This window comes from Sinorhizobium garamanticum (genome assembly GCF_029892065.1).
Taxonomy (GTDB): Bacteria; Pseudomonadota; Alphaproteobacteria; order Rhizobiales; family Rhizobiaceae; genus Sinorhizobium; species Sinorhizobium garamanticum.
In genome coordinates this window covers 2,630,299-2,644,013 of sequence record NZ_CP120373.1, presented here as the reverse complement: position 1 = coordinate 2,644,013, position 13,715 = coordinate 2,630,299, and the positions used below count along the sequence as shown (strand labels likewise).

Genomic DNA, 13,715 nt, shown 5'->3' with positions numbered 1-13,715 from the left:
ATCATGACCAAGTGGTACAGAGAGAATGCCCCGATTACCGCCGACAAGCTTGCCGACGAGCTGATGCGCCTGAAGCGCGGCTCGGTCACGCGCCGCCACTTCCTCGGCGTTACCGGCCTTGGCCTTGCGACCGCCGTCCTCTCGCGCCAGCCCGGCCTCTTCAGTTCCACCGCCTTCGCCGGCGATCTCGGCACGCAGATGTCGATCGCGACCTGGCCGAACTACCACGATCCCGCCACCTTCGAGGCCTTTACCGCCGCAACGGGCGTTGCCGTCGAGGTCAATGTCTTCGGCTCGAACGAGGAAATGCTGGCAAAGCTGCAGGCGGGCGGCACCGGCTGGGACCTCTTCGTGCCCACCAATTACACGATTTCCACTTATGTGAAGCTCGGCCTGATCGACGAGCTCGATATGTCGAAGCTGCCGAACTACGACGGCTCGACCGAGACCGCGCGCTTCACCAACGAGGGCATCGTCGACGGCAAGACCTATGCCGTGCCGAAGAACTGGGGCACGACCGGCATCGCCGTGAACTCCAGCAAGATAAAGGCGCCGGTTACGAGCTGGAAGGAGTTCTTCGACGTGGCGATGACCGAGGCGGATGGCCGCGCCATGGTGCACGACTACCAGCTCACCACCATCGGTAATGCGCTCGTCTCGCTCGGCTACTCCTTCAACTCCGTCAAGCCGGACGAACTTGCCAAGGCCGAGGAACTGCTGATCAAGGTGAAGCCGCATCTTTATGCGATAAACAGCGATTACCAGCCCTCGATGCGCGCCACCGACGCCTGGATGACCATGTGTTGGACCAATGACGGCGCCCAGCTCAACCGCGACATGCCGGAAATCCAGTTCGTGCTCGGCAAGGACGGCGGCGAGATCTGGTCGGATTTCTACGCCATCCCGAAAAGTGCGGCCAACAAGGCGGCCGGCTATGCGCTGCTCAACTACCTGATGACACCGGAAAACGCCGTCAAGGAACACATCGTCAACGGCGCGCCGACGACCGACAGCCGCGTCCTGAAGCTGCTGCCGGCCGAGGTCACCTCGAACAAGATCGTCTATCCGGACGAAGCGGCTCTCACGCCGCTCGAATTCGGCGCCGCCGTGACACTGACCGACCCCGGCCGCGCCGAGCTGATGGCGCGCTTCAAGTCGGCGTGAGCGAGAATATGGCGTGTTTGCCCCTCATCCCGCTGCCGCGACCTTCTCCCCGTTCGCACGGGGAGAAGGGACAAGCCGCAAACGCCCCCACTCCTCTCTTCACGCTATCGAGAGGACAGAGCGGGCGCCACGACTCCCCTTCGCCCCGCTTGCGGGGAGAAGGTGGCCGACAGGCCGGATGAGCGGCCTCATTCAAAGTGCACCTTCTGGTGGGACGACTTCCATGCAAGCGGCAATGAAGACGAAGAGGAATCTGGTGACGGCGGCGCTGGTGGCGCCGGCAGCCGCATGGCTCACAGTCTTCCTGGTTCTCCCCTTCATCGCCATGCTCGTCTTTGCCTTCGGTGAACGCGCGCCGGAGGGCGGATATCAGGCCGCCTTCACCTTCGCCCAGTTCGCCAACCTGCCGACGCGGGCGGCAGCATTCTGGAATACACTCGTGCTTGCGCCCGCCGGCGCCCTGCTCTGCCTGCTGGTCGCCTATCCGGTCGCCTATTATCTCGCCGTCAAAGCGAACCCGCGTTATCGCCTCATCCTCGTTTCGCTGGTAGTCGTGCCGTTCTGGACGAGCCTGCTCGTGCGCACCTACGCCTGGATGTATATCCTTGGTTCACGAGGCATTCCCAATCTGCTCGCGATGATCGGCATTGAGGATGTTCGTATGCTGAACACGCCTGGGGCGGTGCTGCTCGGCATCGTCTACGGCTATCTGCCGCTGATGATCATGCCGATCTATGTGAGCTTGGAAAAGCTCGACCGGCGCCTGCTGGAGGCCTCGGCCGATCTCGGCGCGAAGCCGGTCTCCACCTTCTTCGGCGTCACCTTGCCGCTGTCGCTGCCGGGTGTGATGACCGGCGTCGCGCTCGTCACCATCCTGCTCCTCGGCGAGTACCTGATCCCGCAGCTTCTCGGCGGCGGCAAGGTCTTCTTCATCGGCAACGCGCTGGTCGACCTCTTCCTGCAGTCGCGCAACTGGCCGTTCGGCTCGGCGATTGCCGTCACCCTCGTCGCGGTGGTCGTCGTGGTGCTGATGGTGGCGATGCGGATCGCCTGGAAAGTCGCCGGAACAAGACAGGTGGATCTCGTCTGATGCGCGTCTTCATCTCCTCCGTCTATCTCTTCCTCTACGCGCCGATAGCGTTGGTCGTGCTGTTCTCGTTCAATGCAGGCCGCAGCGCGAGCGAGTTCACCGGCTTTTCGACCGCCTGGTACGGTAAGGCGCTCGGCAATACGTTCCTCGTCGCGGCGCTCGAGAACAGCCTGATGATCGCCTTTACGAGTGCTGCGCTCGCCGCCATCTTCGGCACCATGGCCGCACTCGGCATGGAGCGGCTTGGCACGCGCACGCGCGCCGTCTTCGATGCCCTGTTCGCTGCAGCGATCGTTGTGCCCGGCGTCGTCATCGGCATTGCCACGCTGGTCGCGCTCGTCGCCGTCTTCTCCTTTGTCAATCCGGCGCTCGCGACGATCTGGCCGGGCGACCAGCCGCCGCAGCTCGGCCTGGGTTATGGTTCGATCATTGCCGCCCACGGCCTCTTCTCGATGGCGCTGGTGACGATGATCGTCAAGGCGCGGATCGCGAGCCTCGGCCGCGACATCGTCGAGGCGTCGAGCGATCTTTACGCGACGCCGCTCACCACCTTCCGCCTGATCGTGCTGCCGCAAATCCTGCCGTCGATCCTCGCCGGCTTCCTGCTCGCCTTCACCTTCTCGTTCGACGATTTCATCATCGCCTTCTTCGTCGCCGGCTCGAAGACGACCCTGCCGATCTACGTCTTCGCCTCGATCCGCCGTGGCGTGACGCCGGAGATCAACGCGATCGCGACCCTGGTTCTGGTCGCCTCGCTGCTCCTGATCCTCACAGCGCGCGTGCTCATGCGCGAAAAGAAAAGCAAATCCGGGGAGTGAAACAATGATCCTGAAAGACCGGATCGCGATCGTCACCGGAGCAGGCTCCGGGATCGGTCAGGCAGGCGCCGCCATCATGGCGTGCGAAGGCGCCCATGTCATTGTCATCGACCGCAGCCGGAAGGCCGCGGAAGAGACGGTGGCAGTCATCGCCGCCAGGGGCGGCAGCGCCGAGGCGCTCGCCATCGACGTCACCGACGACGATGCGCTCTCGGACGGGATCGCCGATATCCTTTATCGGCACGGCCGCATCGACATCCTGCACAATCACGCCGGCGCGCAGGTCGCCGGCGATCTGGAAGGTGTCGAAGTGGCGGGCTTCGACCGCTCCTGGAACCTCAATGTCCGCGCCCATTTCATGGCCGCCCGCCTGGTCATGCCGTCGATGAAGGCGGCGGGCCGCGGCGTCATCCTCAATACCTCCTCGTCCTCCGGCGTACTCTACGATCGCGAGATGATCGCCTACACCACGACGAAACACGCCGTCATCGCCATGACCCGCCAGATGGCGGGCGACTATGCGAAATATGGCATCAGGGTGAACGCGCTCTGCCCCGGCTGGGTGAATACGCCCTTCAACGAGCCCTTCATTGCGCAAATGGGCGGCCGCGGGGCCATCGAGGCTTATATCCGCGAGAAGGTTCCGCTCGGCCGCTGGGCAAGCGTCGACGAAATCGCCGAGTCGATCCTCTTCCTCGTCTCCGACCGTTCTTCCTACATGACCGGGCAGATACTTGTGGTCGATGGCGGGGAGACGGTCGTCTGATACGCCGCGCCATCAAACCTTCACGTGCGCGATGCCCTTTGCAGCGATCTCCTCGAAGGATTCTTCATACCCCGCGTCCGCATAGCGGATAACGCCGAGCGAAGTGTCGTTGGTCAGCGCATGGTCGAGCCGCTCGTCGGCGGCCTTCGTGCCGTCAGCAACGACGGTCACCCCGCAGCTCGTCATGTAACCGGCATAACCTCCCCCACCCGAATGGACGACGACGAGGTCGGCCATCGAGCAGCAAAGCAGCATGGCGTCAAGCAGCGGCCAGTCGGCGATCGCGTCGGAACCGTCCTTCATCCGCTCCGTCATGATGTTCGGATGCGCCATCGCGCCGGCATCGAGATGATCGCGTGAGAAGGCGACCGGCCCCTTGAGCCCGCCGCTGGCGACCAATTGATTGACGCGCCGGGCGAGCGCCGTGCGTTCGCCGTGGCCGAGCCAAGCGATGCGCGCCGGCAGGCCCTCGAAGGGAATGTGCTGGCGCGCGAGCCGCATCCAGTTGGTGATGATCCGATTGTCCGGGAACATTTCGAGGAGCAGGTCGTCGATCAGGGCGATGTCGCTCTCTTCGCCGGAAAGCGCCATCCAGCGGAACGGGCCGATGGCGCGGGCAAAAAGCGGCCGCAGATAGGCTTCGGTGAAGATCGGAATGTCGAAGGCGTTGGCAACGCCCCCTTCCCGCGCCTGCGTGCGGATCAGGTTGCCGTTGTCGAAGACCTCCGCTCCCTTTTTCTGGAAGTCGAGCATGGCCTTCACATGCTCGACGATCGAGGCGCGGCTTGCGGCCATCAACTGGCCCTGCCCATCTTCGCGCAGCGAGCGCACCTGGTCGAGGCTCATGCCCTTCGGCACATAGCCGTAGACGAGATCATGCGCAGAGGTCTGGTCTGTCACCACATCCGGAACGATGCCGCGCCGGGCGATCTCCGGATAGATTTCGGCTGCGTTGCCGACGAGGCCCACGGAAAGCGCCCGCCTCTCCTTGACTGCCGCGTCAATCATCGCGAGCGCCGCGTCGAGATCAGGCGCGATCTCCTGGAGATAGCCGACCTGCTGGCGCTTCTTCGCCCGTTCGGGATCGATGTCGATGCAGAGGATGGCGGCCCCCGCCATGCGGCCGGCAAGCGGCTGGGCGCCACCCATGCCGCCGAGCCCGGCGGTCAGCACGAAACGTCCGGAAAGATCTCCGCCGAAACGCCGCTCAGCAATCCGCATGAAGATCTCGTAGGTGCCCTGGATCACCCCCTGGCTGCCGATATATTGCCAAGCGCCGGCCGTCAGCCCGCCCCAGCAGATCAGACCCTTTCGCTGCAGCTCGTAAAAGACCTCGGCCTTCGCCCATTGGCCGACGATGTTGCAATTGGCCATGATGACGAGCGGCGCCCTGGCATGGGTCTTCAACAGGCCGACGGGCTTGCCGGACTGGATGACCAGCGTCTGGTCCTCGTCCATCTCGGTGAGCGTCTTGACGATTGCCCGATGGGACGGCCAGTTGCGCGCGGCCTTCCCCAGGGCCGCGTAGACGACGAGATTGTCCGGATCCTCGCCAACGGAAAGCACGTTTTCGAGCAACCGCAGCAGCGCCTCCTGCCGCCAACCCTTGGCACGCAGCTCCGGCCCCCCGGGAATGGGAAAGTTCGGGTGACGGGGATTGGGTTTGGGCATGGTGGTCGTCCTTTGTTACGCGGATGTCGAATCTGCCCCCCACCCTAACCCTCTCCCCGCAGGCGGCGAGAGGGCACTGGGAAGGCGCGGCATATTCCTTCTCCCCGCCTGCGGGGAGAAGGTGCCGGCAGGCGGATGAGCGGCAACCCACGCCGCCCATCATTCACTTCGACGGCAGCGAAAACACGTAGCTGAGCGCCGCATCCAGCAGGCGCTGGCGCAAGGCGTCATCGCCATAGACCTCCGCGCCGGCGCGCACCCAGCCGTGCATTCGGCGCTCGCCCATCACCATCTGCACGATGCCGGGCAGCGCCAAGGCCCAATGGTCATTGCCCTTGCCAAGCCGCACCAGCATTCCATCCTCTCGTGCGCCGCAGAGCAAATTGCCGTTCAGAAGAAAGGCCAAACCACCGAACATCGGCTTTTCCGAAAGCCCCGGCTGATTGCCGAGGTCTTGCCTCACCAGTTCCTCAAGCCCGGTATCGCGCGCCACATCGTCCTCCCGTCAACGCTTCCCGGCTAAGGCATAGCGCGCAATCTCGATCCCCATCGCCTTTTCGACCGGCGGATAGACGGACGGGTCAAGCACGCTGGAAGCGAGCGGGATCACCGACTTCGGTACATGCAGCACGAAGACCGTCATGCCTACCTGCAACTGCCCGACGCTTAAAGGTTCGCCTTCCGGCGACAGCGTGGTGATGACATCCGGGAACGTGGCAAGGCGCGCACCGTCAGCCGTTTCCACGGCCATGTATTCGTTCATTACATGGAGTATCGTTGAGTCATCGCCCTTCCCAAGCGTGACCGTGCCGATGTCGAAGGCCTCCTTGGTATAAGCCACGGATTTATCGGTGATCGTTCCCTCGGCAAGAATGGAGCCATTGGTGGTATTTGTGATGGCATCGATGACGGCACTGCCGCCCTTGCCTTCCGCTGCGATAATCGCCTCTCCCAGAGTCAGCGCCATGGAGATGCCGCCAAGCGCGGCATTGGCCTTGACGTAGGACGCGTGGACGGGATTGCGGCAGGAGGCGATGAAGCCGCCCGACATGTCCGCCGCGGTCCTCAGGATCGGCGACACCTTGGCCGTCGCACCCCGGACCACGAGCTCGATATAGCGGTTCTCCTCGCGGTTTCCACCGACTGCCGTCTGGATCATCGGCTCGGGCAAACCGGCAAGGCCAATCGATCCCATGTCGCCTGTGGGATGAGCACGGATATCGCCGACGGCATCGACAACCTTGGTGCCGAGGATCGCCGATGGCAGCCACCCATTCAGCGTCGAGGATTTGCCGTTCTGCCCGATGATCAGGCCCGTAAGCTTTTCACCGAGCGCCTCCTGCAGCAGTTCAACCGCCTTCACGTAATCGACTCCACGCATCTCCCACGGCGTCGTCGAGGCCGGCGCGCCGATTGCAGCGGCGGTCGCCACCCAGTCGTCCGGCTCCAGCTCGTTGATCGAAACCAGCTCCGGCTTGCCGATCGAGACGGCCGCAAGCCCCAGCATGCGCCCGTGATCCGCCCAGCCGCCGCCGCCCGCCGCATAGACGGAGCCGCCCTTGACCGCCGCCTCGACATCCTTTTCCGTCAATATCCGGCCCATCTACTTCTTCTCCTGCAATTGTCCGTCGAGCCGTCGCACGGCCTCGAGCAGCACCGCCGCGCCAAGCGCGATATCGTCGTTTTCCGCCCATTCCTCGGACGCATGCGACCGGCCATCGCGACAGGGAATGAAGATCATAGCGGCTTTCGTTATCCGGCCCATCCAGGCCGTGTCGTGCCCCGCCCCTGACGCCATCAGCCGGTGACGCGCGCCGACGCGCCCGCAGGCCGCTTCCAGCGTGGCAAGAACCAAGGGATCGCCGGGTGTCGGGTGATTGTCGGAGATTACTTTCGGCGGCGTGATCGCGACGCCGGTCTCCTCGGCGATGCGGGCGGTAAGCGCCTCCACCTCGGTGATGAACACCTCCATCTGCGGCCGCCGCTCCGCACGGGCATCGATCAAGAGCCGTGCCCGCGAGGGCACGACATTGGCGGCATTGGGTTCTATTTCGAATTCGCCGACGGTCGCGGTGAAGTGCCCCTCACCTGCCGCATGGGCAAAGCCCAGCTTCTCGATCTCCAGCACAAGGCGCGAGGCGACAACAAGCGCGTCGCGACGGCGCCCCATCGGCGTCGTGCCCGCATGATCCGCCTGTCCCTCGACGACGATCTCGATCCGCGTGATCCCGGAGATCGCCGTCACGACGCCAATATCCAGGCGCTCGGTCTCGAGCACCGGCCCCTGCTCGATATGCAGCTCCAAGAATGCCTTGACGTCGGAGCGCTTAGACGAAGGCAGACGGGAAGGATCACCACCGGCCTCGACGATACCCTGGCGGAGCGTCAGCTCGTCGTGTGTGCGGCTCAGCCAGCCATCCGGAAGAAGGCCGGCCATGCCGCGGCTGCCGACGCAGGAGACGCCAAAGATCGACACCTCCTCGGCAAGGAAATCGACGATCTCGAGATCATGGTCGAGCTCGATGCCGGCGTCGGAAAGAGACCGCGCCACTTCGAGCGCGGCCGCAACGCCGGCGATCCCGTCGAAGCGGCCGCCTTCCGGCACCGTGTCGGAATGCGAGCCGAGCATGATCGTGCCGAGCGCCGGCTTGCGCCCCTTGCGCCGGCCGATGAGGTTGCCGGCCGCGTCGATCCTCGTATCGAGGCCCGCGGCCCTGAACCGTTCTTCGAGGAAGGCGCGACCTTCGAGGAAGAGCGGCGTGAAGGCGCGGCGGGTGTAGGGGCGGTCGGGCTCGGTGATGCGTGCCAGCCCCTTGACGATATCGGCGATGCGGCCTGCATCGACCGGTAGATTGGTTTGCGTTGCGATCATTGCCGCGGCTCCCGAATCGGCAGGCTCGGCAACGGCCGCACGAAGGCGCCGGTGCCCGGCTCCGCGACCACGCGGCGACCGTCGAAGGCAAGCCGCCCGCGCAGATACGTGGCGGTGACCCGCCACGGCAGGCGAATACCGTTATAGGGCGACCAGCCGACGACATTGTTGCCGCTTGTCGCCGCATCATAGACATAGGATTCCGGCGTCATGACGATGATATCGGCGTCCTTGCCGGCTTCGAGCGCGCCCTTGCAATGGTCGAGCCGGAAATGCCGTGCGGGGTTGAGCGCCATCAACTCGGCCGCGCGCGTCAGCGGGATGCTGCGCTCAAGCGCACCCTTGACGAAAAGCGGCACCATCACTTCAAGGCCTGGCACGCCGGAGGCGTTGGCCAGCATATCCGGATTGGTCTTGCGATCCTCCGACCAGCTGACATGATCGGTCGATACCAGCGTCACATTCCCGCCAGCCACATGCCGCCAGAGTTTTTCGACCTCTGCGCGCGGGCGGATCGGCGGGTTGATCTTGGCCTTGCCGCCGAGGCGGCGCACGTCGTTCTCCTCGTCCAAAGTGAGATAGTGGATACAGCACTCGATCGTCGCGGCATGACCCTGTGCCCGATAGGCGGCGGCGATTTCATAGCCGCGACCGAGCGAGCAATGCACCACATGCGCCGGGCAGCCTGTTGCCGCACCCGTCTCATAGATCTGGATGGTGGCTAGAAGCTCGGTCAGCGGCGGACGCGAAAGACCATGTGCCCGATAGTCGCTGATTCCGGCGGCCTTGACCTTATCGATTGCGGCCCGCACCGCCTCGTCATCCTCATTGTGAACGCCGGCCGCCAGTCCCGTCGGGGCGATGGCCCGGAAGCACTCTTCCAATAGCGCGGCGGGAATTCGCGGGAACCGTTTCGGGTCCGTTCCAAATGTCGAGAACTTGAAGGCGGCAACACCCGCCTCCACCATCTCACCAATCCGCGACGGCCCCTCTGCGGGATCGATCGTGCCATAGAGCGCAAAGTCGACGCGGGCCTGCGGACCGGCATGGGCGACCTTGCGTCGGACCGCCTCCGCCGATGAGACGAGATTGCCCTCGTCGTAGGGCATGTCGACGATCGTCGTCACGCCGCCGGCGGCGGCCGAGCGAGTCGACCAGATGAAATCCTCCTGGTTTTTCTGCGACAGCGAATGTACCTGGGCGTCGATCGCGCCGGGAAGAATCAGCGCCTTGCCGAGCTCGTGCCTTTCGCGCGCCGACGGGGCTGCTCTCTGCCCGACATGCGCCACCTTGCCGTCTCGCACCGCCACGTGGCCGCCTTCGACGATGCGATGCGGCAGGACGACAGTGCCCTTCAGAACGAGATCGAAATCGGACATAGCGCTTATCCTTCCCGTTCACTTTGCCAGTTCATTTGGCCAGCGCGAAGAAGTCGTCGAATTCCGGCATGGGCGCCGTCTCGACGAAGGCGCGCAACAGGTCGTGATCGGTGAACGCCGCCTGGAGCGCTTCGATCTCCTTCGAGAGCGGGCGGTCCTTGAGATAGAACGGGCTGACCGAGCGGGTGCGGTCATAGGCAAGCCTGACGACGCCCTTCGGTTCGTCGCCGACGAGATCGATCGCCTGCGCCGATAGCATCGCCTCGATCGCAGCCAGCTGGCGGAGGTCGCGAACCTGCGCCTCCATGCGTTCGACGATCAGCGGCAGGAAGGTCGCCTCCTCTTCCAATCCGCCAGCAACGACGATCGATTGCGCCGACAAGGGTACGGCAAGCGACTGGACACGCATGTAGAGCTCGACCGCGAGCTTCATCAGCGGCCCGAGCCCCGTGGCGATCTCTCCGGGCGCGACGAGATTGACCGACAGGTTGCGCCGCCCGCCGTTCGAAAGCAGGATGCAGCGATTCAACACATTGCGCGCCACATGCGAAAAGGCGATCTGCGCCGCCTCGACATAGAGCGTCGTCGTCAGCGGCAGCGACGCGCCGGATGAATGCACCTGGCCGCCGAGCACTACGGGATTGTCGTCCGAGAGATAGGTCGCCTCGACCAGCCGGCCCGCGGCCACCAGCAGGGTGTCGACCACCGCGCCGAAGACCTGGGCGGTCATGCGAAGGCTCAGCGGATCGTGGATCGCCGTCGGCAAGGGCCAGTCGGCAATGCCCGACTGGCCGTAGAGCCAGGAGCCGACGAGCGCTTCGCCACGCGTCGAAAGCGTCGCCGCAACGAGCCACGGATCGGCCGAGGCGCCGAGCGACCGGGACGACATCACGCCGGTGACGAGCAGGACACGAATCGCCGCCGCCGCCTCGCGCAGGACGTCGCCCGCCGCCGCGTAGGAGATTGCATTGACGCTGAGAGCGGCGAGCGCATCGCGCGGCCGCATGACGAAGGGGGTCAGCCCGGCCTCCCTCAGCGCCGACTCCGCTGTCATCAGTTGGCCGTTATAATAGGCGTCGCCGACGCCGGTCAGCACGGAGGCCACCTGGCCCATCAGTCCGATATCGGCGCAGCCCATCGAGCCATGACGGCGCACGGCCGGGATGATGCCACGCTCGAGGAGCGCAACGAAGGCGTTGATAAGTTCCGGGCTGCAGCCGGTATGTCCACGCATCGCGGTGTTGACGCGGATGGCGATCGCCTTGCGGATGATCGGAGCGGCAAAGAATTCGCCGGTGCCGAAGTGATGGGCGCGTACGAGCGACGCGTTGAATTCGGGGAGATCGTCCGCCGTCCAGAGACGGTCCTTCATCGAGCCGACCCCGGTGTTGGAGCCGTAAACCGGCAGGCCCATGGCGACGCGGTCGGCAATCACCTTGTGGGCAGCGGCCACCCGCTCCATGCCGGCATCATCCGCGACGGGTCGCGCCAGCCCCGAGCCGATTTCTTCGAGTACCCCGAAGTCGAGCGGTTTTCCGCAAAGTACGATGGTTTTAACCGATTGCAGCATGCTGAAATGAAACCTCTTTTGCGAGCATGCTATGCGCACAGTGCCGATGCATGGTATATCCCAAATTCGGAACGAATGATGCCGAAATCCGAACGATCGGATCGACGTCGCTGTTCGAGGCGCGGGTAGATATCGTGGATATTGCAACGATCGTCCTTGTCGACGCGACGCTGCGTGAAGGCGGCATACGGCGCGCGGCAAAGCTCAGCGGGCGCCCGCCGTCGAGTGTCAGCGCCGCCGTCAGGCGCTTCGAGCAGACGATTTCCGTGCCGCTGCTTCGCCGCGAGGGCGCCATGCTCGTGCCGACGCTCGAGGCGCAGGCGCGCATTGCGGACATAGCGGAGGCAGCCGACACCGCAACGCTTCTCGCCAGCCGCCCCGGGAGCCCAGCGTCAGGCTCGATACCTCCCGTCAGCCTGGCTGCGCTCGACCGTTTCGTGAGGATCGCCCGCAACGGCAGCATACGCTCCGTCGCGCGGACGCTCGGCCTCGGCCAGCCCCAGCTTACGCGTCAGATGGCAGGCCTCGAACGCCATCTCGGATATCGGCTGTTCGAGCGCGCTTATCACGGGGTGGCCTGCACCGAGGAGGCACTAGCCGCCATTCCGCTTGCGGAAAAACTGCTTCAATGCTGGGGACGCCTGACGCGTGCATCGGACGACCGCTTTCGCCGCGACGCGACGACATGGCGTCTCGGTGCGGTGATGCCGCTCGGCCCCGAGAGCGAGATCGCGCGCATGCTTGCGGCGCTGACGGCCGCCTGGCATGCGGCGCGCCCCCGCCAGCACCTCTTCGTTTCGAGCACGACGGCGGACGAACTCATCGCCGGGCTGAAGAGCCGGCGCTTTGACGCCGCACTCCTCGACGTCGCCGACTTTCCCAACGAGTTCGATGGCCGGCTCGTATCGGAAACGCCCCTGGCGCTCGCCGGCGCCGCGGCGACACTTTCCGAAATGGACGGTGACTTCGCCCGCCTGCTCTGCACCTCCCCGATCGCCGTGCCGAGTGCCAAGAGTGGGCTGAGGCGCGAGGCGACGCGTTTTCTGGAAGATACGCTCAGCGAAAGTGAGCGGCGGCGCGTCACCCTGATCGAAGTGGACTCGATCCCGGTGATCATCAATCTCGTCAGCCACCACGGCTATCTCTCGATATTTGCCGGAAAGCTCGCTTGCCCGCGTCCATCGCCCACCGGCGATGATCCGCCTCGCGCCCCAGTACAGACAGTCCTTGACGCTGGTATGGCCAAGAAAAGCCCTTTGGGCCCAGGCCGGCGAAGCCATGTTCAGAATGATGAAGACCGGAGCGGCGCGGACCTGAATCGCCTTCTGACGATGCAGCACCAAGCCGCTGTCTCGGTTCGCCAATTCGCCGCCGGCTGAATTGCGATCTGAAGCTCTTGAATCAGCTCTTGAGCTTCAGCCGCCGACGCGTTTCGCTGGGGCTTTCGCGGTAATGCGCGCGGTAGCTGCGCGAAAACGAGGACGAGGAGTTGAAGCCGGCGATGGCGGCGATATCGGCGAACTCCATTCGCGTCTCGATCACCTTTCGACGCGCGGCATTCAGACGGAGAGCGAGATAATGCTCATGCGGGGCAACGCCCATCGTGTCCTTGAAGAGATCCTGCAGATGCCGGGCGCTGACGCCGACGCGGCGTGCGAGGCGCGCGAGCGTCAGCGGCGCCTCGACCGTCTCCTCCATCAGCCTTACCGCTGCGCCGACGCGCGCATCAAGAATGCGCATGTTGCCGATCGCGGGCACCTGCAGCAGGTCGCCACGCGTGCGCTCCTGCTCGTAAATAAAGAGGCGCGAGACCTCGAGCGCCAGTGAATAGCCATGCGCCCGGCGGATCAGTTCCAGCATCAGGTCGAGCGTCGGCAGCGACCCGCCGGTGGTGATGCGTTTGCCATCGATGACGAAACGCTCGCGCACCATGGTCACCTGTGGATAGGCGGCGGCGAAATCCTCAAAATCCTCCCAATGGGTGGTGGCCGAAAAATTGTCGAGCAGGCTGGTCTCGGCAAGCAGCCACGAGCCGGATTCGATCCCCGCCATGACATCCCGATGCCGCGCCGTCTGCGACAGGAGCATCTTCAACTGCGAGGTGGCACTGCGCTCCCAGTTGTAGCTCGAAAGCACGAAGAGCGGCGCCGTCTCGCGTTGAGGCCGGAAGGGACCGGAAACAGGAATGGGAATGCCGCTCTTGGTCTCGATCGCCTCGCCGTTCGGGCTGAAGATCGTCCAGGTATAGAGCGCCCGCCCGGCAATGCGGTTGGCGGCGCGCAGCGGCTCGACGACAGAAGCGACGAGGATCAGGTTCGTCTCCGGCAGGACCAGCAAATCGATGTGCTGCACCTGCGAAACGATCTGGTCCATGCCAAAACTTCC

At 64.5% G+C, this 13,715-nt stretch carries 12 protein-coding genes; 5 read left to right on the top strand and 7 right to left on the bottom strand.

Features of this window, described 5'->3' with window-relative positions; genetic code table 11:
• The first annotated feature begins 3 nt into the window (after window positions 1-3).
• The 4 genes from PZN02_RS12280 to PZN02_RS12265 all read left to right on the top strand — a co-directional run bounded on the left by PZN02_RS12280 (window position 4) and on the right by PZN02_RS12265 (window position 3,838).
• Window positions 4-1,164: a polyamine ABC transporter substrate-binding protein gene (locus PZN02_RS12280; RefSeq protein WP_280658267.1), complete on the top strand. Its 1,161-nt coding sequence runs from the start codon at window positions 4-6 to the stop codon at window positions 1,162-1,164.
• Window positions 1,165-1,387: 223 nt separating this feature from the next.
• Entirely contained in the window at window positions 1,388-2,254 is an 867-nt protein-coding gene (locus tag PZN02_RS12275; RefSeq protein WP_280658266.1) for an ABC transporter permease, read from the top strand.
• On the top strand, window positions 2,254-3,072 hold the full coding sequence (locus PZN02_RS12270; protein WP_280658265.1) for an ABC transporter permease: 819 nt from the start codon (window positions 2,254-2,256) through the stop codon (window positions 3,070-3,072). Before PZN02_RS12275 ends, PZN02_RS12270 begins: the two co-directional genes overlap by 1 nt.
• Before the next feature lie 4 nt (window positions 3,073-3,076).
• Window positions 3,077-3,838 (top strand): SDR family NAD(P)-dependent oxidoreductase, encoded by a 762-nt coding sequence (locus PZN02_RS12265; RefSeq protein ID WP_280658264.1) that lies wholly within the window; start codon window positions 3,077-3,079, stop codon window positions 3,836-3,838.
• Between the two features lie 12 nt (window positions 3,839-3,850).
• Here the strand turns inward: PZN02_RS12265 and PZN02_RS12260 are convergent, their stop codons facing one another.
• The 6 genes from PZN02_RS12260 to PZN02_RS12235 form a co-directional block, all read right to left on the bottom strand.
• Complete coding sequence (locus tag PZN02_RS12260) at window positions 3,851-5,509, bottom strand: thiourocanate hydratase (RefSeq protein WP_280658263.1); 1,659 nt, start codon at window positions 5,507-5,509, stop codon at window positions 3,851-3,853.
• Window positions 5,510-5,672: 163 nt separating this feature from the next.
• Window positions 5,673-6,002 (bottom strand): TfoX/Sxy family protein, encoded by a 330-nt coding sequence (locus tag PZN02_RS12255; protein ID WP_280658262.1) that lies wholly within the window; start codon window positions 6,000-6,002, stop codon window positions 5,673-5,675.
• Between the two features lie 12 nt (window positions 6,003-6,014).
• Window positions 6,015-7,112, bottom strand: a complete 1,098-nt coding sequence (locus tag PZN02_RS12250; protein ID WP_280658261.1) for a thiohydantoin desulfurase — start codon at window positions 7,110-7,112, stop codon at window positions 6,015-6,017.
• A complete protein-coding gene (locus tag PZN02_RS12245) occupies window positions 7,113-8,381 on the bottom strand; it encodes a Zn-dependent hydrolase (protein ID WP_280658260.1) in 1,269 nt (422 codons plus the stop codon).
• Window positions 8,378-9,760, bottom strand: a complete 1,383-nt coding sequence (locus PZN02_RS12240; protein WP_280658259.1) for a dihydroorotase — start codon at window positions 9,758-9,760, stop codon at window positions 8,378-8,380. The genes PZN02_RS12245 and PZN02_RS12240 overlap by 4 nt, the downstream gene beginning before the upstream one ends.
• 31 nt (window positions 9,761-9,791) lie before the next feature.
• Window positions 9,792-11,330 carry an aromatic amino acid lyase gene (locus PZN02_RS12235; RefSeq protein ID WP_280658258.1) on the bottom strand — a complete coding sequence of 513 codons (1,539 nt, stop codon included), beginning with the start codon at window positions 11,328-11,330 and terminating at the stop codon, window positions 9,792-9,794.
• A 50-nt stretch (window positions 11,331-11,380) separates the two neighbouring features.
• Here PZN02_RS12235 and PZN02_RS12230 point away from each other — a divergent pair, with 50 nt between their 5' ends.
• A complete protein-coding gene (locus PZN02_RS12230; protein WP_280658257.1) occupies window positions 11,381-12,709 on the top strand; it encodes a LysR family transcriptional regulator in 1,329 nt (442 codons plus the stop codon).
• Between the two features lie 22 nt (window positions 12,710-12,731).
• Here PZN02_RS12230 and PZN02_RS12225 read toward each other — a convergent pair whose 3' ends face one another.
• Window positions 12,732-13,703 carry a GlxA family transcriptional regulator gene (locus PZN02_RS12225; RefSeq protein ID WP_280658256.1) on the bottom strand — a complete coding sequence of 324 codons (972 nt, stop codon included), beginning with the start codon at window positions 13,701-13,703 and terminating at the stop codon, window positions 12,732-12,734.
• Window positions 13,704-13,715 lie beyond the last annotated feature (12 nt).